At 66.7% G+C, this 26,561-nt stretch carries 2 protein-coding genes (1 of these 2 running past the window's edge); both read left to right on the top strand.

Annotated features, from left to right (window positions below; translation table 11 throughout):
* Positions 1-25,347, top strand: the 3' portion of a protein-coding gene (locus AX676_RS17715) for an SDR family NAD(P)-dependent oxidoreductase (protein WP_156437665.1). The gene continues 7,908 nt to the left of window position 1, outside the view; the window shows 25,347 of its 33,255 coding nt (coding positions 7,909-33,255); its start codon lies beyond the left edge, outside the window; its stop codon occupies positions 25,345-25,347.
* Positions 25,344-26,561 (top strand): glycosyltransferase, encoded by a 1,218-nt coding sequence (locus tag AX676_RS07155; RefSeq protein ID WP_066477847.1) that lies wholly within the window; start codon positions 25,344-25,346, stop codon positions 26,559-26,561. Before AX676_RS17715 ends, AX676_RS07155 begins: the two co-directional genes overlap by 4 nt.

Genomic DNA, 26,561 nt, shown 5'->3' with positions numbered 1-26,561 from the left:
GTGAGCCCCCCCGCGCTCACGCCGCAAGTCTGGCGCAACGGCGGCGTGTACCTGGTCACCGGAGGAGCCGGTGGGCTTGGGCGGATCTTCGCTCGGGAAATCCTCGCCTGCGCGCGCGACGCGACCGTCGTTCTCGTGGGGCGGCGGCCGCATTCCGCGCTCGACGGCAGTGGCGGCGCGAGCGGGAACATCGTGTACCGGCAGCTCGATATCTGCGACATGGGCGCGGTCAACGCCTGCGTTGCCGAGATCATCGCAGCGTTCGGCAGGCTGGACGGGGTCCTGCACGCCGCCGGTATTCTCGGTGACGCGCTGCTGTTCCGAAAGGCCGCCGCGTCCTTCTCCGCCACGCTCGCGCCCAAGACGATCGGAACCGTCAATCTCGATGCCGCGACGTCCGATCTGCCGCTGGACTTCTTTGTCGCTTTCTCCTCGATCGCGGCAGTCGCTGGCAGCGTCGGGCAGGTGGACTACGCGGCTGCGAACGCCTTTCTTGACGGGTTCGCGGAGCATCGCGCAGCCCGTGTTGCGCGTTTCGAGCGCCAGGGACGAAGCCTGTCGATCAACTGGCCGTGGTGGGCCGATGGCGGCATGCAGGTCGCACCCGGGCTTCACGACGCGATGGCAGCACGTGGGCTGAATCCGGTCTCATCGCGCGCGGGCCTCGACGCGTTCTACGCGGCAATGGCGTTCGAGGGTCAGGTCGCCGTGTTCGCCGGCGACCGGCACCATGCCGCCCGGGTGATCGGCGATGTGAACGGCGACCTCGCCGTTGCTGCCGCGCGGAGTGATAAGTCGGACCCCGAATTGCTGCGATTCGTCCGGCAGACGCTTTCCGCCACGCTCAAGGTCCCGTTTGACCGGATCCTTCCGGACATGCCGTTCGAGGAGCTTGGCGTAGACTCGATCCTGGCCTTGCAGACCGTAACCGAGTTCGAGCGCAGCTTGGGCGCCTTGCCGAAGACGCTGCTCTTCGAATGCCGCTCGGTCGCCGAGCTCGCCAACTTTCTCGGCGAGCATTATCCGGATCGCTTTTCCCGCCCCGAACCTCCCGAGCCGCCTGCGTCGATCCAGAAAGAGGCACCGAAGCCGGTTGCGGCGCGGGCCCTCTCGGCCGCCCCGATGCCACACGTCGCCAGCGATGTGGGTGCGCCTGCGACGGATGAGATCGCTATCGTCGGGCTGGCCGGACGGTATCCCGGCGCGAGGGACCTGGAACAGTTCTGGGACAATTTGAAAGCGGGCGCGGATTGCGTGACGGAAGTGCCAGCGGAACGCTGGCGTCACGACATCTACTTCGATGCTGAAAAGCGCCGGCCGGGCAAGACCTACAGCAAATGGGGCGGCTTTCTCGACGACGTCGCCGCCTTCGATGCAGCGTTCTTCAACATCTCGCCGCGTGAGGCGGAGACGATGGACCCGCAGGAGCGCCTGTTCCTGCAATGTGCCTGGCACACGATTGAGGATGCCGGCTACAGCCGTGCCCGGCTGGCTCGCAACACGGGCGTGTTCGTCGGCGTCATGTACACCGACTATCCGCTGTTCGCCGCGGAGGCGCAGGCCCGCGGTGAACCGGTCGCCTTCCTCAATCACCCGTCATCGATCGCCAATCGCGTCTCGCACCATTTCGACTTGAACGGTCCCAGCCTGGCGGTGGACACGATGTGTTCCTCGTCCTTCACTGCGATCCATCTCGCCTGCCAGAGTATCCTGTCGGGCGACTGCGCGGTCGCGATCGCCGGCGGCGTCAACCTGTCAATCCACCCAAACAAATATCTCGGGCTCGCGCGTGGGCTGTTTGCATCCAGTGTCGGGCGTTGCGCCAGCTTTGGCAGCGGCGGCGACGGCTATGTGCCCTCGGAGGGCGTCGGTGCCGTGTTGCTGAAGCGACGCGCACATGCGGAACGCGACGGCGACCGCATCCATGGCGTGATCCGCGCGACGGCCGTCAACCATGGCGGCCGGACAAGCGGCTTCGCCGTTCCCAACCCGTCCGCCCAATCCGCCGTGATCGACAAGGCGCTGGCGCGAGCGGGCATCTCGGCTCGATCGATCGGCTACATCGAGGCGCACGGCACGGGAACGTCGCTCGGCGATCCGATCGAGATCGCCGGGCTCACTCGTGCATTCCGGCAACATACGGAAGATACCGGATTCTGCGCGATCGGTTCGGTCAAGTCGAATATCGGTCATTGCGAAGGCGCGGCGGGAATTGCGGGCCTGACGAAGGTCCTGCTGCAGCTGAAGCACGGAATCCTGGTGCCGTCCCTGCATGCCGACCCGCCGAACGAGCATATCGATTTCGAGGCGACACCGTTTCGCCTGCAGCGGACATTGGCCGCATGGCCCGCCCCGGACAACGACGGCGTTCGGCAAAGCGCATCGCGAATGGCCGGCCTGTCGTCGTTCGGCGCGGGTGGCGCCAATGCGCATCTAATCGTGGAGGAATATCGGGCAGCCGCTATCCAATCAGTGGCCGCTGACGGCAACCCGCCCGCCATCATGGCCGTGCCGCTTTCGGCGCGAAGCGAGGCTTCGCTGAGGCGCCTGGCCCGGGCGTATGTCGACGCGATTGTTGACGGGGATCTGACGCAAAGCGACCTCGCGGACATCGCCTACACGCTGCACGTCGGTCGCGAGTCGTTCGAACACCGGCTCGCGATCCTCGCCGCGTCGTCGGGAGAACTCGGCCAGCTTCTGGCTGCCTGGCTGGAAGGTGGCGGCGGAGAGGGCCGGGTCTTCGCGGGGCAAAACACCCCGTACGACGAACGTCTGGCTCTGCTTCAGGGAGATGAGGACCTCGCCGAGACGGTGGCGCGGTGGGTGAGCAAGGGCAAGCTCGAGAAGCTGTGCAGCCTCTGGACTCAGGGTTGGCCGGTCCCATGGGCGGCACTGCACGACGGGAAGCCGCGCGGGCAGCGCAGGATCGTGTCGTTGCCGCTTTATCCGTTCAGCCGCGATCGCCATTGGGTGACGGTGCCCGCGCCCGAGCCGGTATCCGAGCCCGTCGTCAAGGTGGGGGCCGTCGAGCCGCGCCCCAGCCCCGTGCATTTGCTCGAGGAGGTCTGGGAACCGCGCGCCGGCGCGAGCGTGATAGCGGCGGGGCCGGCACCCGCGCGCCGGGTCGTGATCGGAACCGCGGAGTTCGCGCGGCAGATCGAGCGGCTCGCGGGCTCCGATGCAGCCCTCCTCTGCCGTGTGATCGGAAGTGTCGCGGGCCAGCCTGCCGACGCGATCGAGGCGCTGGTGGTCCAGCTGCTGACGGAGCTAAAGACGCTGACCGACCCGGGACTGACAGCACCGCTTCGACTGCAACTGGTCGTCCCCGCGCAACATGATGGGCATCCGGCGCTCGCGCTTGCGGCGCTGCTCGACTCGGCCGAACAGGAAGAGCCGATGCTGCAGCCGCAAGTGATCGCGCTCGAGCCCCAGATTGACGACGCCAGCTTCCGCCGGCTGATCACGGAAGAAGCGGCGCGCTACGGTGATCGGCGGGTGCGGTATCAGGGCGAGCGCCGCGAAGTCGTCGCGCTGAGGGCACTGGTTCGCTCCGAATCGTTTGCGCAGACGCCGTGGCGCGCGGGAGGGGTGTATCTGATCACGGGCGGGGCGGGATCGCTCGGGCGCGTGTTCGCCACCGAGATCCGCCGTCACTCGCCCGACGCGACGATCATCCTCGCATCCCGGCACGCCGGGACGGACGCCGCTGGCGATGCCCTTGGCTCTGGTGCATCGCCACCGGAGTATCGCGTCTGCGATGTCGCCGACGGAGCGGCGGTGCAGCGGCTGGTCGATGAAATCATCGAAGCTCACGGTCGACTGGACGGGGTGATTCACGCCGCCGGCCTGCTGTCGGACGGGTGGTTCAGAAACAAGTCCGACGAAGCCGTTCGGGCGGTGCTCGGTCCCAAGGCGCGCGGCGTCGTCAACCTTGATCGCGCCACCGCCGCACTTCGGCTCGATATGTTTCTGGTCCTCTCGTCGTTGGCCGGGGTTATCGGTAATGCCGGACAGTGCGACTATGCGGCGGCAAACGCGTTCCTCGACGGCTTTTGCCGACGACGCTCCGCTTCGGTTGCGCAGGGTGACAGGTTCGGCCGCACGCTGGCGCTGGCGTGGCCGTTGTGGCGACACGGCGGCATGCAGGTCAGCGACGCCGTCATCGCCCGCACGCGGGAGTTGGTCGGTCTGTCCCCGATCGACACGGCGGATGCGATGGAGGCCTTCTACGCCGCGTACGCCTCCGACCGGCCAGCCGTCGCCGTGTTCAGCGGCGACCTGGCGCGGTTCGAAGATTGGCGATCCCGTCCCTCTGAAACGCTGGGCAAGCCGCTAACCGGAAGCGGCGGCATCTCGGTCGAACAGTCGGTGGCGGACCATGTCGGCGCGATCGTCGCCAAGACCCTGAAGCTGCCGGTCGCATGCGCAGGTCCACACGAGCCGATCGAGAATTTCGGGATCGATTCCGTGCTCGCGCTCGAGATGATCGACGCGTTGGAAGCATCATTGGGCAAGTTGCCGAAAACGCTGTTCTTCCAGCACAACACGATTGCCGAGCTGTCCCGTTTCATCGCGGAAGTGGCGCCGGAGGCCGCTGCGCGGCTTGCCGACGCAGCAACCGCGCCTCATTCGACCGGCGGACCATCCGCCTTCGCCCGGCCCGGCCCTGCCGAGGTCACCGCGCGCCTTCCAGAGCCGGCTCAGTCACCGTCGGACATCGCGATCATCGGGATCGCCGGCCGCTATCCGGGCGCACGCGATCTCGACGCATTCTGGCGCAACTTGGCCGCGGGCCGTGACAGCGTCACTGAGATCCCCGTCGATCGCCGGTACTTCTTGTCCCTGTATGACGAGCGAAAGGGAACGCCCGGCACCTTCTACTGCAAATGGGGTGGCTTCATTGACGGCGTGGATGAGTTCGACGCGCTGTTCTTCAACATATCGCCGCTGGAGGCGCGCACCATGGGCCCGCAGGAGCGGCTCTTCCTGCAATGCGCGTATGAAGCCATCGAGGATGCCGGTTACACGCGCGCGACCGTGAGTTCGCGGCAGGTGCGCGGACGCTCCCGTAGCGTCGGGGTGTTCGCCGGCGTCATGTACGACGAGTACCAGCTGTTCAACATGCAAGCGGCGGCGGCGGGCGTGGACTCGCCGTCCTCGAATCCCGCGTCCGTGGCGAACCGCGTCTCGTATTTCTGCGACTTTCGAGGCCCGAGCATCGCCATCAACACGATGTGTTCGAGTTCGATGACGGCAATCCACATGGCCTGCGACAGCCTGCGCGCAGGCGAGTGCGAGGTGGCGCTTGCCGGCGGTGTCAACGTGTCCATTCACCCGAGCAAATATGTGACCTTGTCGCAGGGGCAGTTCGTCTCCGGCAGCGGGCGCTGCCGGAGCTTCGGACGGGACGGCGACGGCTATGTCCCCGGCGAAGGGGTCGGCGCCGTGCTGTTGAAGCCGCTCGCGCACGCGCTGGCCGACGGTGATCACGTCCACGCGGTGATCAAGGCGAGTGGCGTCAACCACGGCGGCAAGGGCGCCGGCTATACCGTGCCGCTGGCGCGGGCGCAGGCCGAACTTGTGAAGGGGCTGCTTGCGGACGCAGGGATCGAACCTGCGGCAATAGGCTATGTTGAAGCGCATGGCACCGGTACCGCGCTCGGCGATCCGATCGAGGTCGAGGGCCTCGCTCAGGCCCTCGGCGCGCATCGCGGCAACCCGTGCGCGCTCGGATCGGTCAAGAGCAACATTGGTCATTGCGAGAGCGCAGCCGGCATCGCCGGGCTGACCAAGGTCGTCCTACAGCTAAAGCATGGGCGCATCGCGCCGTCGCTGCATTCGCACGAAATCAACGCCAACATCGATTTCAACGACACGCGCTTCTTCGTGCCGCAACAGCTGCAGGACTGGCCTCGCCCGTCGGTGCAAGCTGCGGAAGGGCATGCACCGGCGCGCCTGGCGGGCGTGTCTTCGTTCGGCGCGGGGGGTGCCAATGCGCATATCATCGTCGCCGAGCATGTTGAGCCTCATGTCCCTCGGAGTGAGTCGCCGGGGGCGGTGCTGATTGCGCTGTCCGCCCGCACCGCCGACGGGCTGAGATCAATCGCGATACGACTTCGCAATGCCTGCGAACATCTGTCCGATCCGGAGCTGGTGCGGGTCGCGTACACGTTGCAGACCGGCCGCGAAGAGATGGAATTCCGGCTGGCGCTGGTCGTGGACTCGATCGCGCAGCTGAAAGCCGCACTCGACGATCATGTGAACGGGCGATCGTCGGCGTTAGCCGTCGAGCATGGGACCGCCGATCCAGCGGCGGGACAGTGGGGGGCGGCCGATCAAGGCCGGATCGCGAGTGCGCTCGGTCAAGCCGGACAGCCGGCCGCTCTTGTCGAGCTGGCCCGGTGTTGGGTGGGGGGCGCCGTCATCCCCTGGCGCGAGCTTTACGGCAGCCGGCCGCCGCGTCGCATTCCACTGCCAACTTATCCCTTCGAGCGTAAACGCCACTGGCTTGAGCTTGGCGACCTATCTTTGCCGGGTAAATTGGAAGCCGCCCAGCCTGCGGGTGACGACACGCCAGCGCACCCGTTGCTGCACGTCCGGGCAAATGATCCGGCCGGACGCCGCTTTACAAGCGTGTTGACCGGCGAGGAATTTGTGTTCGCGGACCATGTCGTCGACGATCGCAAGGTTCTTCCTGCCGCCGCCTGCCTCGAGATGGCGAGGGCCGCCGCGGCGGTCGATACGCTTGACTTCAAGGTTCGCGACGGCGGTTGCTTCGCATTGCGCGACTTGAACTGGCGCCGGCCGATCGTCGCGGCGGCCGATCGTACGCTGCTCACGACGGAGCTGATGAGCGAGGACGGCCGGCTGACCTTCCGTATCAGCGCGGCCGCGGAGCAGGAGGTCGGCGACAGGCTGATCTTCGTGACCGGAAGCCTCGATGCGACGGCGGCTCTACCGCCTGAGGCGGGGCCTTCGATCGAGACAGTGCTCGCTGGCGTTCGCCAGGTGCTGACGGGGGCCGAATGCTACGAGATATTCCGCCGCAGCGGCATCGATTATGGCGACTCATTTCGTGGCATCGACAGCCTGCATTGCGGAGAAACGGGCGGCCGCAAGGTCGCGCTCGGCTGGTTCTCCGTCGATGCCGATCCGATGGGAACCCTGGGCAGCTTCGGCCTCAACCCGGTCGTACTCGACCTCGCCTTCCAATCCTGTCTCGGCATCGCGTTGCAGCGGCATGGGATTGACGCGAACGGCGCCCTTTCAGTGCTGGACATCCCGTTCGCGCTCGACGCGCTTGTCGTCGCAAGGCCGCTGCCCACCGACGGCTGCATGATCGCGACTGCACGTGCGGACGGGAGGATCGACGTGGGCATTCACGATGCTGCCGGGCGGATCTGCGCCTGGTTGGAAGGCATCGCGGTTCGGGAGGTGGCACGCACCGCCGCCCCGGAGCGTTCGCAAGCGCTGCTTCTTTCGCCTGCCTGGACGGTCGTCGATCGGGAGGATGTCGCCGTTTCGGCGGACGCCGACGGCAGAACCCTCGTCATAGGTTCCGGCGATGATGTCGCAGACAGCCTGTCTCGTCGATTCTCGAACCTGATCGCGGTCGCCGATGCCAGCGCGGCGACGCAGATTATCGCTATCGCCGGCGATCGCCACCCCTTTACTCGGATTGTGTGGGTGCTGCCGGGCTCGCGAGACGAGCCGGGCCGCGGCCACGTCGCCGCGCAGGAAAGCGGGCTGATCGCAGGCCATCACTTGATGCGCGCGCTTCTCCAGGCGGGCTATGGCGCGCGGCCGCTGGCCTGGACTGTGGTGACACGAGGAACCCAGCGGATCTCGCCCGGCGAGCGCGTCGATGCAGCGCATGCGGGCTTGCACGGCTATTTCGGGTCGCTCGCCAAGGAACAGGACCTTTGGACGATTCAGCTCTTCGATCTCGCGGCCGACGAGATGGGACTGCCCGAGGCAATCTGGACGACGCCCACCGAAGCGACTGGCGAGACGATAGCGATCCGGGGCGCGCGTGCCTACCGGCTGCGCCTGCTTCCCCAAGATCCGCTCGGTCAAGCGCGTTTTCCGTACCGACGCGGCGGCGTTTACGTGATTGCGGGAGGGGCAGGCGGAATCGGCGAGGTTCTGACCGCGCATCTTCTTCGCGCCGCCGACGCGCAGGTCGTGTGGCTCGGTCGTCGTGAACCCGATGCCGCATTGAACAAAAAGCTCGACAGGCTGGCGCGCCTCGGGCGGCGACCAGTCTACTTCCGGGCGGACATCGGGGACCGGTTGTCGCTCATACAGGCACGTCGGCAGATCGCTCAGTTGCACCCCTACGTCCACGGCGTCGTCCACGCTGCGGTGCAGCTATCGGACCGCGCTGTCGCCAACATGGACGAGGAGACACTTCGGCGGGGGTTGCGTGCCAAGATCGAGGGTGGCGCCGCGCTCGCGGACGTCTTTGCCGATGAGCCGCTCGACTTTTTGCTGTTCATGTCGTCGATGCAGAGCTTTGGCAGACCTGCCGGTCAAAGCAACTATGCCGCCGCTTCGACGTTCCTCGACGCCTTCGCGGTCGAGCTTGCCGGACGGGTTTCTTTCCCGGTCAGGACGATGAACTGGGGCTATTGGGGGCATCTGGGTGCTGCAGCGTCCGCATCCGTGCGCGCCCGGATGGCGCGTGAGGGTGTCGGCTCGATCGATCCGGCCCGCGGCATGGCGGCTCTCGACCAGCTGCTCGCTGGCGAGGCGACGCAGCTCGCCTTTCTCGTCACGCGCGCCGGCGCCACGACATTCTCGCCGACGCGTTCGCAAGACGATGCGGCCGACGTGCGGCTGGTATCGGACGCGCCCGCTTTGCGGGCAAACCTGCACGGGACGGTCCTGGTCAGCGAGGATGAAGCTGATCCGCGCCGCGACTCCAGCGTGGCGGAAGGCAATGTTCTTCAGCTGGACGACGAGCCGCATGCCGAGGAGGAGCGTCGGCTCGAGAGGATCACCGCTGTCGTCCGCGAGAGCATGGTTGCCGTCTTGGATCTGGATCCGCAGGACCTGCGCGACGAGCTCAATTTCGAACGTTACGGGGTCGAATCGGTCAGCGCGGGCCGCATCGTCAATCGGATCGGCCGGCATTTCTCAGTCGCGATACCGGCGACCGTCATGTTCGATCATACCTGCGTGGCGGAGCTCGCCCGTCACCTGATCGAGCGCATCCCGGCGTCAGCAACCGCGCGGCCGACGCCCGACGCGTCGCCGGTCGCGCGCGACGACGGGGACCGGATCGCCCCGCCGCCTGCTGCGCATGCCCGGTCGTCGAGCGCGGCCGCGAGCTCGTCGCACACGGTTCGCCGGCTGGTGATCGATCGGCCCGGAACCATCGACGACATGCGCGTCATAGAGACGCCTCTCCCCGCGCTCGGGGGCCGCGACGTCCGCATCGCGGTTCGCGCCTTTTCGCTGAACTTCGGCGATTTGCTGTGTGTCAAAGGCCTCTATCCGACGATGCCGCCCTATCCCTTCACTCCGGGTATGGAAGTGGCCGGAACGGTGCTGGACTGCGGCGCGGACGTTACATCGGTCCGCCCCGGGGACCCGGTGGTCGCGATGACCGGCCCAGAGTTCGGCGGTCATGCCACGGTCGTGACGGTCGGGGAGCATCAGCTGTGGCGCAAGCCGGATCGCTTGAGCTTCGAAGAGGCCTGCTCTTTGCCGATCGCGGCCATCACCATGATCGAGGTCTTTCGCCGTGCCCGGCTGCAGCCGGGAGAGCGCATTCTGATCCAGACTGCAGCGGGCGGCGCCGGACAGGTCGGCGTCCAACTGGCGCAGCATGTCGGCGCAGAAATTTTCGCCACCGCCGGTACCGCCGAAAAGCTGAACCATCTGGCCCGGTCCGGCGTGCCGCACTGCATCGATTATGTGCGGTCTGACTTCGCGGCCGAGGTCGACCGCCTTACGCATGGACGCGGCGTCGACGTCATCGTCAATACACTCGGCGGCGATGCGCTTCAGAAGGGGCTCGGCTGCCTTGCCCCTGGCGGCCGGTACATCGAAGTCGCCATGACAGCGCTCAAACAGGCGCGCGCGGTCGACCTTTCGGTATTGGGCGACAATCAAAGTTTCCACAGCCTCGATCTGCGCAAGATGGTGCGCGCCGCCCCCGAGAGGATGGCGGCGCTCTTCGCCGAGCTTTCAGCGCACGTCGACGCAGGGGTGATCCGTCCAGTAGTTGGCGCGGTATTCAGCTTCGACGAGGTGGCGCGCGCTTATCGGACGATCGAGGAACGCCGGAATTTCGGCAAGGTCGTCGTCCAAGTTCCGGTTGCGGCCGAAGCGGCCGGGCTTCCGGCGGAAGCATCCGGCGCGCGAGCGCGGTCCGGAGATATCGCACCGCTGGCTCCCGAACCGATCGCCATCATCGGCATGAGCGGCCGCTATCCCCGCTCCGAAAATCTCGATGCGCTTTGGGCGCATCTGGCGGCAGGCGTCGATCTGACCGAGCCGGTATCGCGCTGGCAGCTGCCGGCCGGAGACGGGAACGACGCGCCGTGCTGGCGCGGCGCATTCCTCGACGGAATCGACCAGTTCGACGCGAGCTTTTTCCAGATCACCGACCTGGAAGCGCTGTACATGGACCCCCAGCAGCGGGTCTTTTTGGAGGAAGCATGGCACGCGCTGGAAGATGCGGGCTATGCCGGGGCAGGGGTTGAAGAACGACCCTGTGGCGTCTTCGTTGGCGCGGCGTCGGTCGATTATGATGCACGCTTTGGTCACGACGCGCCGCCGCAAGCGTTTTGGGGCAACGTCGGATCCGTGATCCCGGCGCGGATTGCCTATCACCTGAATTTGCAAGGGCCGGCGGTCGCCGTGGATACCGCCTGCTCCAGCTCGCTGGTCGCCGTGCATCTTGCGTGCCAGAGCCTTTGGCTCGGCGAGGTGGAGATGGCTCTGGCCGGTGGCGTGTTCCTGCAGCCCGGCCCCTCATTCTACGCGTCCAGCATCGCCGCCGAGATGATTTCGCCAACCGGCCAATGCCGTGCCTTCGACGACAGCGCCGATGGCTTCGTGCCTGGCGAAGGCGTGGGCGTGCTGATCCTGAAGCGTCTGTCAGACGCGGTCGCGGCGCGTGACCACATCCACGGCATCATTCGCGGCATCGGCATCAATCAGGATGGCAGGACGTCAGGGCTCACAGCGCCCAGCGGTCGTGCTCAGACCCGCCTTCAGCGCGCCGTTTATGACCGTTTCGCCATTGACCCGGCGTCGATCCAGTATGTCGAAGCGCACGGCACCGGCACGAGGCTCGGCGACCCCATCGAGTTTCGCGCGCTCGCCGATGCGTTCGGGGGCAGCTCCGCCCGTCAAGGCAGCTGCGCCATCGGCTCGGTGAAGACCAATCTCGGGCATACGGTGATGGCGGCGGGGGTGACGGGCATCCTGAAGATCCTGCTCGCGTTGCGGCATGGGCAGATTCCGCCGTCGCTGCACTTTTCGCGTCTGAACGGCGAGATCGAGCTCGAGCGCCCGCCCTTCTTCGTCAACACGCGCCTGACCTCCTGGTCCGCGCCGCATGGACAGCCGCGCCGCGCAGCCATCAGCTCTTATGGTTTCAGCGGGACCAATGCCCACGCCGTGATCGAGCAAGCCCCAGAGACGCGGCGGGTCCGACCGAGCCGGGGCCGTCACCTCATCGTGCTTTCGGCTCGCACACCGGAAGCGCTGCGCCGACAGGCCGCTCAGCTGGCGGCGTGGTGCGAGGAGCAGGGTGACGCTCATCCCGGCGATGTCAGCTACACGCTGTTGGTCGGTCGGAGACATTTCGACCACCGGCTTGCGGTCATCGTCGCCGAGGTGGGAGAATTGCGCGACCTGCTGACGGCATGGCTCTTGGAAGGCGTTACCGCCGGGCTGTGGATTGGGCGAGCAAAAGTCCCGCCGCCCCGCGCCGGCAAGAACGCCACCGACAACCTTTCGGTCCTCGCGGCGCACTTCGTCGAAGGCGGCATTGTCGATGTTGTCCGCCTGTTCACCGACAGCGAGTATCGTCGCGTCCCGCTCCCTGGCTATCCGTTCGAGCGTCAGTCCTACTGGGTCGACGCTGGCCCCGAAAACGTTCCGGATCGTGCGATCGCATCGGCCGCCGCACTGCCGTTGACGGGTGACGGCGAGCTCCGGCTATTGGTGCGAGAGCGGCGGCTCGAACCCGCCAGGCCAGACGCGCCCGAGTTCGAGGTCCAGCGGCACTGGGTCTTCCTGGATCCCCGGCTTGCCGAGCATCAGCCCCGGCTCGCGGCGCTGCTGCCGCACGCGGATGTCGACGTGCTGGCGGAGCCGGGCGACGCCGGGTCGAGCGGCGCGGTGCTGCTCGCGGCGGCATTCGCGCGGTTGGTCGACAGGATCGCCGTGACGCTGCGCAACAAGGACCGCGGCAAGCTGCTCGTGCAAGTGCTCGCCGGCGACGTGGGCGACGGTCTTGCCTGGACACAGGCTCTGTCGGCAGCGTTCCGATCCGTGGCCGCAGAGGATCCGAAGTTCTTCGGGCAGGTCGTCACCGTCGATGGTGATGAGGCCAGCCCTGAACTCTGGACCGAGCGACTGCTCGAAAGCCGCCGAAACCCGTCGGACGACGAAGTCGCGTATGATCGCGGCGGGCTGAGGAGCGTCGCGACGTTGCGCGAGCACCCTTCCGCAAACCTTCCCGTCACGCCGCCTTGGAAAACGGGTGGCGTGTATCTGATCACCGGCGGGGCCGGCGGGCTCGGCTTGATCTTCGCGCGCGAAATCGCCCGCCACTGCGCGCACGCCACGATTGTTTTGACCGGCCGATCGAGTGTTCGACCCGAGCTGGAGGCGGCGTTGGCGCAACTGCGCTCGCCGTCGATCCGGGTCGAATACCGGATCGCCGACGTGACCAGCAAGCGCGACGTCGATGCGCTCGTGCGCTCGATCACGAGCGACCACGGCAAGCTCACCGGCGTGATCCACGCCGCCGGCATCTCCCGCGACGATTTCCTTATGCGCAAGCCCCCTGACGTCATCAGGGAGGTGCTGGCACCCAAGACGCTCGGGATCGAGTATCTCGATCATGCCACGCAAGGGCTGCCGCTCGATCTGTTCGTCGCATTTTCCTCGGTGGCCGCCACGTTCGGCAACGCGGGACAGAGCGACTACGCGACCGCCAACGCCTTCCTGGACCGTTACGTGGAGTTCCGTGCGGGTCTGGTCGCCCGCGGAGCGCGACGCGGCAGAACTTTGTCCATCGGCTGGCCGCTCTGGGCCGAAGGCGGAATGGGGGCCGACCCCCGGCTGCGCGCCCAACTCGCAGAGCTTGGCATGGAGCCGCTGCAGACGCAGCTCGGGCTGGAGGCGTTCTACCGAGCCGCCGCCTCTGAATGCGCGACCATGATCGTGACGCTCGCGCCGACGGCTGCGTCGCCGGCCGGGGAGGAGGTAGGCGCACACCGGGGTCAAGCGACGCCGTACGAAGTTGACTTGGCCAGCGGTGAGGGTGAGCCGGCCGAGTTGCTCGACTGGCTGATCTCGGTGGTGAGGGATGTGACGCTGCTTCCCTCCCACCTGATCGATCCCGGCGCCACCTACGACAGCTTCGGCCTGGACTCGCTGATGATCACGCGCATCCACCGCCGTCTGGTCGCCCGCTTCCCCGACCTTCCGAAGACGCTGTTCTTCGAACATCCGACGCTCCGCAACATTCGGGATCACCTGAAGGCGTCCTATCCGGAACTGTGTGCGCCGAAGCGCGCGCAGGGACTGACCGTGTCGCCGGCGCCGGCCGTCATCACCGCGCCAACGCAAGACACCGGCGAAGAGATCGCGATCATCGGCATGGCCGGCACATATCCGGACGCGCCCGATCTCGACCGTTTCTGGGCCAATCTCGCCGCCGGACGCGAGTCTCTGCGCGAGGTGCCGCCGGATCGATGGTCACTTGCTGCAGAGACGTGCGCAACCCCGGAGACAGCGCGTCAGACCGGCAAGAGCTATTGCCGTGTCGGCGGCTTTCTCGACGGGTTCGCGCACTTCGATCCGCTGTTCTTCGGCATCTCGCCGACGGAGGCGCTGAGCATGGACCCGCAGGAGCGGCTGTTCCTTCAAACGTGTTGGCACACGATGGAAGATGCCGGCTATACGCGTGACGCCCTTCGCAAGCGGCACGGCGGCAGGGTCGGCGTCTTCGTGGGCGTCTGCAAGACCGGTTACGAACTGCACGGGCCCGCCATGTGGCGACAGGGTGAACAGGTTCACCCGCGCACGTCGTTCGGTTCGATCGCGAACCGCGTGTCCTATGTGCTCGACCTGCACGGTCCGAGCCTCGCGCTGGACACCATGTGCTCGTCCTCGCTGACGGCCATCCATTATGCCTGTGAAAGCCTGATCCGGAGCGAGTGCGCGCTCGCCTTTGCCGGCGGGGTCAACCTCTATCTCCACCCCAGCGCGTATGCGACCTTGTGCGCGGCCGGCATGCTGTCGCCAACGGGTGCCTGCCGGAGCTTCGGCGCGGACGCCGATGGATTCATTCCGGGCGAGGGCGTCGGCGCCATATTGCTCAAGCGGTTGGCGCGCGCGCGTGCCGATGGTGACAACATCCACGCCGTCATTCGGGCAACCGCCGTAAACCATGGCGGGCATGTGCATGGCTACACCGTTCCCAACCCGCGCGCCCAGGGGGCGTTGGTCCGTGCCGCGATCGACAAGGCGGGCGTGCGGGCGCAGGACATCGGTTATGTCGAGGCGCATGGAACCGGAACGCCGCTCGGCGATCCGGTCGAGATCGCGGGCCTCGCCCAGGCGTTTGCCGGCGACGACGCTGAGCCGGCGATCTGCGCGATCGGCTCGGTCAAGTCGAATATCGGCCACCTCGAAGCGGCGGCGGGGATCGCCGGGATCAGCAAGGTCGTGCTGCAGATGAAGCACGGCAAGATCGCGCCATCCCTGCATTGCGCAACGCCGAACCGCGACATCCGTCTCGACGGTACGCCGTTCCGCCTGCAACGCGAATTGTCCGACTGGGGCGACGGCGAGAGGAGGGGGGATCACGCCGGTCCCGCAATGCTTGCAGGCGTCTCTTCCTTCGGCGCGGGCGGGGCCAATGGGCACGTCATCATCGAAGCGCATGGGGACGAACGTACCCGTGCCGCGGGACCTCGCGGTACGCCGATCCCCATCGTCTTGTCGGCGCGCAGCAGCGAACGTCTGAGGGCGCTTGCCGGGCGCCTGGCAGCATGGCTGCATGCGAGGCCGTCGGCCGACGACGACCTTTTGGACATCGCTTATACGCTGCAGGTCGGCCGCGAAGCGATGCGGTATCGGCTGGGACTGCTGGTGATGTCCGTGGCCGAACTCGCCACCAAACTCGCCGCCTTCGCGCGGGACGGGGATGTCGCGGGCGCGCTTCAGGGCGACGGCTCCGCCATAGGCACAACGCCGGACTCACAGGCAGGCAGGACCACGCCTGAGGCGCTCGTCGACCGCCTGGTTGGGGCCGGTGATACCGTCGGACTGCTCGACCTGTGGGTGGGGGGGATGCCGGTCGACTGGGATCGGATCTATCCCTTAGCCAAGCCGCGTCGCATCTCCCTTCCCGGGTATCCCTTCGCCGAGGAATATTATTGGCCCAAGGCTGCGGCGGCCCCGCTCGGCGAGGCGGTCGACGGCGTGCGGGTCGTGTTCCCGGTCTGGCGCGCGCAGCCCCGGCCGGCGGCCGCGGCATCGCCGATGATCGCGAATGCGTCCGCCGCGATCGCCTTCGGCCTAGATGCGCCGGAGGACGCCGGTCTGGTCCGACACTGGCTGCAGCCGCAACCCGGTGCGACCGTCGACGCGCTTGCAGACGCGCTAGCCGGGTGCGGCCCGCTCGATCACCTGCTGCTGTGGCTGCCGGCGCGGACGGATGACAGCCTGGACGACGAGCTGTTGGCGGACCTGCAGGAGCTGATCCGCCCGTGTTTTCGCACTGTGAAAGCCCTGTTGCAGCGGGGTTATGGTCAGCGGCCATTCGAGATCACGGTCGTGACGCGCGGTGCCGTCGCGGCTGTGCCGGCTGAGCTGGCAGACCCGGCGCATGCGGCGCTGCACGGTCTGTTCGGCGCGCTCGCGAAAGAGCAGCCCCACTGGCGGATCCGCGTGGTCGATCTGGGCGACGGGGACCGGCCGTCGCTCGCCGAGATCCTGAATGCGCCCATCGATCCGGAAGGCGGCTGCATGGCCGTGCGCCAGGGCCGCTGGCTTCGTCAAGCGACCCTGGTCGGCCGGCCGGAGACCTTTGGCGCGCCGCCGTTACCTTCCGGCGGCGTTTACGTCGTGGTGGGTGGCGCCGGACACATCGGCACCGCCTTCAGCGAGCGATTGGTGCGCGACCAGCAAGCTCAGGTCGTCTGGATCGGCCGCAGACCGATCGATCGCACCATCCAGGATACGATCGATCGGCTCGCCGCGTTCGGGCCCGCGCCGATCTATATTCAGGCCGACGCGACGAACAGGCAAGCGCTCGAACGCGCCTACCAGCAGATCCGTGCCGCATTCGGCGAGGTGAACGGCCTTGTGCACGCGACCATCGTGCTCAGTGACGCTGCGCTTACCAACATGAGCGAAACGCAGTTCATGGCGGCGCTCGAAGCGAAGTCGGTGACGGCGGTCAGGCTGGCGCAGGTCTTCGGCTCCGGCGAGCTCGACTTCGTCCTGTTCTTTTCGTCGATGCAGAGCTTCGGGAAGCTAGCCGGACAAAGCAACTACGCTGCAGGCTGCCTGTTCGCGGACGCCTTCGCACATCGTCTTCGCCGGCTTTGGCGAGGAACGGTCAAGATCATCAATTGGGGAAGCTGGGACGTGATCGACGGCAAGCCGATCTCGTCGATGATCGCGGCCAACATGGAGCGGGCCGGGTTGGGGCTGTTGACCGCCGGCGACGATGCGCTCGCCATCGATATGTTGTTGGCCGGGCCACACGACCAGTTCGGCTATTATCGCGCGAGCGGAGCGGCGCTCGCCAGGGAGTCTGCCCATTCCGGAGCGCCGCCGGTGGCGCTGCCGGTTACCGTCCCGCCTGCCGTCGCGCCTGGTGCCGATGTCCAGGCGGCACGCAGCGCCTTCCAGGCAAGCGAGGTGGGCACCGTCCTCGTGGCCAAACTTCGCGAGGCGCTCGGTCTAACGACGCAACCCGTGTCAAACGAGGAGCCTCTCGCCACTTACGGTGTCGACTCGATCACCGGCGTCCAGTTCATCCGGCTGGTCAACTTGGCCCTGCGGCTCGATCTCGACGTCAAAACGATTTATGACCATCCCTCGATCGCTTCGCTCACCGCACATATTCTGGCGACGTACGATCAACCGCCATGCACGGCGCCGTCTGCGGCTGAGTCGCCCGCCGGAACGACCGCACCGCGGCCGTCGCCGATGACCGCGGCGCGAACTGCCGTTGCCCGGGCCGGGGCGGCACTCGATGACGCGATCGCGGTCGTCGGGATGGGTGCGCGGTTTGCGCGATCGACGGACGTACGCGCCCTCTGGCAACACCTTGTCGAGGGCACCGATCTTGTCGCCGCCACTGTCATTCCCCGCCGGGGGGAGGCTTGGCCGCCAGGCCAGACCTGCGGCTTCCTCGACGACGCCGAGATGTTCGATCCGCGCTTTTTCGGCATCGGGAAGGCCGAGGCGCGGCATATGGATCCGCAGCAGCGCATCTTCCTTGAGGAGGCCTGGCACGCGCTGGAGGACGCCGGCTATGCGAGCAAGGCCATCCGTGGCGCCCGGTGCGGCGTCTATGTCGGGCACAATGGCTCCGACTATCACCAACTCTTCAGCGGCGATCTGCCGGCCCAGGCCCTGTGGGGGAATGCGGCATCGATCCTGTCGGCCAGGATCGCCTATCACCTCGATCTGCAGGGGCCGGCGATCACGATCGACACTGCCTGCTCAAGCTCGCTGACGGCCATTCACCTTGCCTGCCAGGCCTTGAGGCAGGGCGAAATCGACATCGCCCTGGCGGGCGGCGCTCAGGTCTATTGCACGCCGTCGTTCCAGGTCGCCGCGGCCAAGGCGGGCATGTTGTCTCCCACCGGCCGATGCCACAGCTTCGACGCTCGCGCGGACGGCTTCGTTCCAGCCGAAGGGTGCGGCGTGCTGGTGCTGAGGCGGCTCGCCGACGCGATTGCCGCACGCGACACGATCTACGGCGTCGTACGGGCGAGCGCCACCAACCAGGACGGCGCAACTAACGGCATCACGGCGCCTAGCGGCCTCTCGCAGGAGAGGCTGCAGCGCATGGTGTTTCGCGAAGCGGGGGTTGCTCCGCGCGACGTTCAGCTGGTCGAGGCGCACGGCACCGGCACCACGCTGGGCGACCCCATCGAATTCGGGGCATTGGCATCGGTGTTCGGCGAGAGCACCGGCGAGACCGGCTTCTGCGCACTCGGCTCGATCAAGTCGAACCTCGGACATACGCTGGCTGCCGCCGGAGTCGCGGGCGCGATCAAGGTGCTGCTGGCGCTCCGCAACGAACAAATTCCGCCGTCCGTGCATTTCGATCAGCAGAACGACCGAATCGACATCGCGAACAGTCCGTTCTTCGTGCCCCGGTATGCGCAACCCTGGCCTCGCTTGCATGACCGCGTGAGGCTTGCCGCCGTAAGTTCCTTTGGCTTCAGCGGGACCAATTGCCACATGCTGATCGGCGAGGCGCCGCCGGTGCCGCCCCGTGCGACATCGCCGCGGCCCTGGCTGATCGCGTTATCGGCCAAGGGCGCCGGTGAGCTGCGCGAGGCGGCAATCCGCTTGCGCGACCATGTCGCCGGCACCTCGTCGGAGATTGCGGATATCGGCTATACGCTGGCCATCGGCCGGCATCATTTCGGCCATCGGCTCGCTTTCGTCGTCGAAACGGCCGCCGAACTGCGCGCGGCGCTGCAGGTCTGGCTTGACGGATCGCCGATGCCGGACGGCTTCGCCGCGAGCCTTAGCGAGAAGGACATGCAGGCGGCGGCAGACGGCGTCAATCGTGCCGCGGCCGCGATCGAGACATGCCGCGCCGCCGGTACCAAACCGGTGGATCTCCGCCACGCGCTCGTCGAGCTCGCTCGGCTGCACATCGCGGGCTGTCCGATCGACTTCGAAGCCTTGTTCGAGGGGCTGGAGGTCGGCCGCGTGCCGCTGCCAGGATATCCATTCCGCCGCGAGCGCTGCTGGGTCGAGCCCGCGGTGCAGATTGCGCTCACGATCGACGCTGAGGCCCCGCACCTGGGGGGGCATGCCGTGCGTGGTCGGCGGACCCTCCCCGCCGTCGCCAGCTTGGGCCTTGTCGTCGCCGCGTTCCGGCAGGCGGAGGAGCTGGGGCACGACGTGGACCTCAGCGATGTGGTCTGGCTGAGCCCCATCGCGATCGACGCCGGCGCCCGCTCCCTGACTTTGAAAGTGCAGGGGAGCGGTGAGGGCGGGTGGACGTTCGATGCCCGTCAGGACGAGGGTGACGACCACATCTGCTTGCGCGGGCGGGCAAAGCTTCGCCGTCCGGCATCCGACGTCGTGCGAATCGAGGACGCGCTGCGGCAGTGTGGGCACGTCGTTGCCGATCAGGATATGCGCGACGGCCTGCGACCCGCCGCTGCCGAGCCGAGCGCACCGACGCGCATCGTCGACGGCGTGGCCCTTGGCGAGCGCGCTGTGCTTGCCCGTTTCGGTGCGGAGCGGCTGGTATCGGGCGATGCCCCGGAGGTCGGGCTGGGCCCGGCGTTCTTCGACGCCGCGTTGCGGGCCTGGGCCGCGTTCGGGGCCCGCGTGGATGGTGCCGCGCCAGCCACTCCCGTCCCGTTCGCACTTGCCGAGCTGCGGATCATGCAGTGGGACCAGCCGCCGCGCTGGGCGTGGGTGCGACAAAGCGACGCAGCGAATGCCGATAGTGACGGGCTCGACATCGATTTTTTCGCCGCCGACGGCGCGGCGATCGCCTCATTTCGCCGCCTTGCCTTGCGGGATGCTCCCGCCAGTGCCGCGCCGCTGATGCGGCCGGGCGACCGGGCAATTGCCGAAGCTGAGGACCCTGCGCCCCCCGCAGCAGACCAACCGGTGCGAACGCTCACGCTGGAGCCCTGCTGGGTCGAGGTCTCGCATGAGGCGCCTGTGACGGCCAAGGCCACGCTGGTGCTCGCGGGTTCGGAGCAGGCGGCCGCCTGGGCGCGCGCTGATCTGCCCGACGCGCGGATTCACATCCTGTCGCCTGCAGAGCCGATCGAGGAAATCGCCGAGCTGCTGGAGGATGCGGCTGGCGCCGGACGTATCGTGTGCTGTCCCGTCTTCGACCCGTCCAGCGTCGAAGCCGACGCGACCGCTGCCGCCACGCACATCTTCCGCGTCGCCAAGGGGCTGCAGCGGAGCGGCCTCGCTCGCCCCGGTCTCGAGCTCGTCGTCGTGACGCTGGGAGGCGCAGCTGTTCGCCCAGGCGAGCGTGCCATGCCCGATCAGGCCGCCGTTCACGGTGTTGTCGGCTGCCTGGCGAAGGAATGCTCCGATTGGCGAGTCGCAGCGGTGGACCTCCCGTCGTGGCAGTCGGCCACGCTCGCAGAGATATTGCGGCGTCCCACGACCCCTGACGGCGATCTGTTCGTCTACAGGGACGGTGTCTGGCTGCGACGCGCGTTCGTCGAACGGCAACTCGCGGGCACAGGTGCCGCTGCGTTTCGCGAAGGCGGCGTCTATGTCCTGATCGGCGGCGCCGGAGCGCTCGGCGGCGTGCTGACCGAACATCTCGTCCGCCGCTACCGGGCGCATGTCGTGTGGGTCGGTCGGCGCCCGCTCGATGACGAGATCGCGCAGGGCATCGCCCGCCTTGCGGGGTCCGGACCGCCCGTGCGCTATGTCGAAGCGGACGCCCGGGATTGTGCCGGCCTCCTGCGCGCTTTGGATACTGTTCTGCATGCGCACCCCTTTATCGATGCGGTGGTGCATGCGGCGCTGGTGATGGCGGGCAGCGACATTGCCCATCTGTCGGAGGAGAGATTTGCCGATGTGTTCGGCACCAAGGCCCAAATTTGCCGCAGCCTCGCCCAGGTGGCCCGCCCCGGCAAAATCGGTCAGGTGCTGTTCTTCTCATCGATCCAATCCTTTCAACGGACCGCGCGGCAAGCGAATTATGCCGCCGGTTGCGCGTTCAAGGACGCCTTTGCCGACAGTCTTGCGGACCTGCTGAACTGCCCCGTCAGGATAGTGAACTGGGGCTATTGGGGCGGGGTCGGCGTCGCCGCACGGCTGCCCGCCTTCCAGAATTGGCTGAAGCAAGCCGGCATGAGCTCGATCGAGCCCCAGGACGGCATGGCGTTCCTGGAAGCCTTTCTGACGTCGCCCCTCCGACAGGCAGCATATGTCAAGCTCCGTGACGGGGCGCAGCTTCGGGGGATCACCGTGATCGAGGAGACCGAAATGACGCATGATTATCGCCAAGGCTCCCCGATCGAGGCGCTGCCGGCAACGGCGTCGCCCGCGCGGACGTCCGCGGTGCTCGCGGAAATGGCACGCTTTCCGAGTGCCGACTTCGAGCGCATGCTGGCGCGGCTGCTGGGTGCGGAATTGGGCCGGATGGGGCTGTTCGATCGGGACCGCATAGACCCGGCGAATTGGCCGCGCGCGCATGGGCTGATCGATCTGTATCAGCCGTGGTTCGAGGAGAGTCTGCGCGCGCTCGACCGTCAGGGCCTGATCGTGCGCGATCAGGCCGGGTATCGACCGCCGCATTCCTCAGTGCGAGCAGATGATGTCTGGGCCGAGTGGGCGGAGCGCAAGCGGGTGTGGCGCGATGTGCCGCAGCTCGAACCCTTCATCGCTCTCGTCGAACACACGCTGTCGCGGCTGCCCGACATCCTGACCGGCAAATCTGCCGCAACGGAGATCATGTTCCCAGGCTCCTCGCTGCGCTTGGTCGAGCCGATCTACAAGGACAATGCGGTCGCCGATTATTTCAACGAGGTGTTGGCCGACGCGCTCATCGCGCTCGTGCGGAACCGGGCCGGCCAGGATGGTAACGCCGGCATTCGCATTCTCGAGATCGGGGCCGGTACCGGCGGCACCACCGCCATCTTGCTCCCGCGGCTTGAGCCTTATGCCCGGTCGATCGCTGAATATCGCTACACCGATCTTTCCAAAGCCTTCTTGCTGCATGGCGAGCGGGCCTACGGCCCAGGCGCGCCTTATTTCCGCACCGCGATATTCGATGCCGAACAGTCCCCTGAAGCCCAGGACATGCCGACCGGGCATTTTGACGTAGTGATTGCGGCCAATGTCCTTCACGCCACCCGATCGATCCGGCACACGCTTCGTAACGTGCAGGCTTGCCTGAAGCCTGGCGGGCTCCTTTTGCTGAACGAGATGTCCGCGAACAGTCTGTTCTCGCACCTCACCTTCGGTCTCCTGAAAGGATGGTGGTTGAGCGAGGATCCGGACCTGCGTGTCGAGGGATCGCCCGTGGTTTCCCAGCAGAACTGGGCGACGGCGATGCGCGAGACAGGGTTCGGAACGATGCTGTTCCCCACCGAGCAAGTACGGCACCTCGGCCAACAGATCGTGGTGGCGGAGAAAGAGGCGGGGACGGATCGCAGCATGGCATCGCTTAGGGTCCCGGTAGCGGAGCCCGTCCTGAGCGCCGAGCCACGGCCGGCTGCGAACCTCGAAATGCGCGAAGAGGTACGCCTGGTGGTGCTGGCCGAGCTCGGTCGCACGCTCGACTTGGACAGCAGGGACATCGACCCGGATGTCTCTTTTGCCGACTATGGCCTCGACTCGATCCTCGCGATCGCGACCGTCGACGCGCTGAACGATCGGCTGGACCTGGAACTTACCAGTACCAGCCTGTTCGAGCAGAGCTCGGTCAACCTCCTCATCGAAGCCATCATGCGCGAACTCGCGGACCGCCGCAGCGCAGCGCGGGGCGATGTCTTGCCGTCCGTGGCTCAAGTGCCGGAAGCGCCGGCGGCTTCTGCGCATCCTTGGGCAGCGGAGCTCGAAGCCCCTCCGCCGCCGCCCGCCCTCGTTCCCCACAAGCCGCTCGACGCGCAGGCGACGGTCGCCTCGCCTGCGTCCGCCTCCAAACAGCCGCATCAGCGCGCAGCCGAGCCGATCGCGATCATCGGCGCGAGCGGCCGATATGGCAGCGCCAACAGCTTGAGTGAACTCTGGGCCAGCCTGTCGAACGGCGAGGAGCGCATCGAGCCCGTCACGCGCTGGGACCTCGCCGAGAGTTACGGCGTCCCCGCCGGCGCGCCCGACCATTGCTGGCATGGCAGCTTCTTGACCGACATCGACTGTTTCGATCCGAGCTTCTTCAACATCTCGGCGATCGAAGCGACCTTCATGGATCCCCAGCAGCGCCTGTTTCTTGAGGAAAGCTGGACCGCGTTGGAAGATGCCGGCTATGCCGGGCCGGCGATCGAAGGTCGGCGCTGCGGCGTCTATGCCGGGCAGAATGGCGAGGACTACCGCGGCTTTTGCCGGGGCGAGGTGCCGGCCCAGGCAATGTGGGGTAATGCGGCCGCGATCCTGTCCGCCCGCATTGCCTATTACCTGAACCTCAAAGGTCCGGCGATCACGATCGACACGGCCTGTTCAAGCTCGCTCGTCGCCGTGCACCTCGCCTGTCAGGCGCTTCGGCTCGGCGAGGTCGACATGGCGATCGCCGGCGGCGTGGCCGTCCGGTGCACGCCCGAATTCTACCAGGCGACCGCGACGACCAAAATGGTGTCGACCTCCGGCCATTGCCGGCCCTTCGACGCACGCGCTGATGGCTTCATCCCAGGTGAAGGGGTCGGTGCCATTGTCCTGAAGCGGTTTTCGGACGCCGTGGCCGACGGCGACCACATTCATGCATTGATCAGAAGCTCGTGCCTCAATCAGGACGGCACCACCAACGGCATCACCGCTCCAAGCGTCGGATCGCAGGAGGCGTTGCACCTCGCAGCGTTCGAACTCGCCGCGATCACGCCCGACCAGCTCCAGCTCGTCGAGGCGCATGGCACCGGGACGAGGCTGGGCGATCCGATCGAGCACGAGGCGCTGACGCGCGCCTTCCGCAGATACACCGACCGAACCGGCTTCTGCGCGCTGGGGTCGGTAAAGGCGAATGTCGGGCATACGACCGCCGCCGCAGGAATGGCGAGCATTGCCAAGGTCATCCTGGCGCTGGATCACCACGAGATTCCGCCAGCTCCGAACTTCTCCGCCCCGAACCCTCTGCTCGACCTCGACAGCAGCCCGTTCTTTGTGAACACCCGGCCCCTCGAATGGGTAAAACCCGCCGACGGGCCGCGCCGCGCCGCGATCAGCTCGTTCGGGATCAGCGGAACCAATGCACATTTGATCGTGGAGGAAGCGCCGCAGCGGCCGGCTGCGCACCATGTGGCCCCGTCCTATCTCGTCGTGCTCTCGGCGCACAGCGAACCTCAGCTCACCGAGATGCTCAGCGCGCTCGTGCGCCGATGCAGCGAGAACCCCTCACTGAACTGTGCCGATGTCAGCTTCACGCTGCTGACCGGGCGCAAGCATTTGCCGCACCGGCTTGCATTGATCGTACGCGACACCGCTCATTTGGCCGAGGCGGGGAGGCAGTACGCGCAATTCGGTGAAGCGGCAGACATCTACCGCTCCGCCTCGGTACCAAAACGACCTGAACAGGCGTCGCTGCTGACTGCATTCGGCAATCGGTGCATCCAGGATTGTGCGGACGGAGCGATCGGCACCGAATACACGGCAAGGCTGCGGACCGTCGCCGAGTTGTTCGTGCAAGGGTACCAGCTGGAGTTCTCTGCACTGTTTCCAGCGGGTACGGGGCGGCGAGTGTCGCTGCCGACATATCCGTTCGCCCGTGAACGCTATTGGGCGACCGACGCCGTTGCGCCGGATGCGAGCCGCCGCGCGCCAGAGCACCCTTCGGTCGTGTTGCCTCGCGACGAGGGCGCGGCCGCGTCGGCATATCGGCAGGCCCTCGAGGTCATCTCGGCGTTCTTCCTTGAAGACGTGCGAGTACCCAAGGCGAGGCTCCGCCATGACGAGGAGCTTCGAGCTTATGGCATGGACTCGCTCATCGGCATGCGCCTTTTGGGCAGGCTGGAAACGGCATTCGGCGTTTCGATCGCCAATAGCGAGTTGATCGAGTTGCCGACGATTGCGGCTTTGGCAAAAGCCGTCGCCGATCGGATCGACGCCGGCGCGAGCAGCGGTGATGCAACGGAAGCCCCCGGACTGTCCGATGCCGAACGTCGCGCAACCGAGATACTGACGCAGTATGAGCGTGGCGAGCTCGATCTGGTCGCGGCCGAGGCCATGCTCGTCGAAATCGCGCTAGCCGCATGAGCGAGCGCCGCCCCATCGTCCTCGTCACGCTCGGGTCGATCGGCGATCTGCTGCCGTTTCTCGCCGTAGGCAAGGCGCTGCGGAAGCGTGGGCACGCGGTGATCGTCGCAACACATGACGAATATGAGAGCGCGTGCCGAATGCTCGGGCTCGGCTTCTGCGGCATTTGGGATGGGCAGCAGTCACGAAACGTGTTCCGGCACGTGGCGACCAGCAGTCCGACCGAGATCTGGGCCCGGGTTCGCGACGAGTTCTTCGTGCCCGCGATGGAGCCGACCTTTGCCGCGGTCGAAAGGCTGATCCGCGCGCACAATGCCGTCGTCGTCGCGGCCTGGTCGGCCAGCGGGGCAGGCGTCGCCTGCGAGGCGACCCGTGCGCCGTTCTACTCGGTGTATCTTTCACCCCATGCCCTGGTCGCCGAGGCGGACGCAGAGTTTCACTTTGCGCTCGATCGGTTCCGTCGCAGCAAGGGCATCCCGTCGGCGGGCCCCCAACGTGAACGCGCGCGACTGGCCCTTTTTCCTGGCTGGTTCCACCCGCCCGAGCGGCCGTGGCCGGCAGATGTCCAGGCGATCGGCTTCCCGTTTCTCGACGATGCGTTGTTGCCGGTATCGTTATCGAAACTGCGGCCGTTTCTTTCCGGCGGCTCACCACCGTTCGTGTTCACGCCCGGCAGTTTCATGAGCCAGGCGGACGCGTTCTTCGCGATGGCGGTGGATGCGTGCGAAGCAACCGGCCGCCGCGCGCTGTTCCTCACGCCCCATCGCGAACAAATCCCCGCCGCCTTACCTCCGTCGATCATGCACCTCGACTACCTGCCGCTGCACCGCGTGCTCGGCGCCTGCGCCGGGCTGTTTCACCATGGCGGGATTGGCACCTGCGCGCAGGCCCTGCGCGCCGGAACCATGCAGATTTTGAGTCCGTTGTTCTTCGACCAGTTCGAGAACGCCCGGCGCATTGAACAATTGGGTGGCGGGGTCGTGCTGGATCGCGGCAGGCTCAGTGCGCAGACCATCATCGACATGATGGATCAGGCGACGGAACTGGCCAAGTCTGACGCGACCGGCGAAGCGACCCGGTCGCAGCTGTTCCCAAACTGGGAAGGAGCATTATTCCAAATCTTGGAGGATTCCGATGACGCGCTGCGCAGGAGCGACGGTTCGACAATGCAGACGTTTGAACCGGGCATCGAGGTAACTGAGCAGATTCAGTGA

The organism is Sphingomonas sp. CCH21-G11 (assembly GCF_001555965.1).
In the GTDB taxonomy this organism is placed as follows: domain Bacteria; phylum Pseudomonadota; class Alphaproteobacteria; order Sphingomonadales; family Sphingomonadaceae; genus Sphingomonas.
Note: the sequence above shows the minus strand (reverse complement) of the source record. Positions and strands in the feature narration are given on the sequence as shown.

Bases quoted from the DNA above. Each gene is read 5' to 3' on its own strand.
- AX676_RS07155 (WP_066477847.1), top strand. From the start codon at position 25,344: ATGAGCGAGCGCCGCCCCATCGTCCTCGTCACGCTCGGGTCGATCGGC.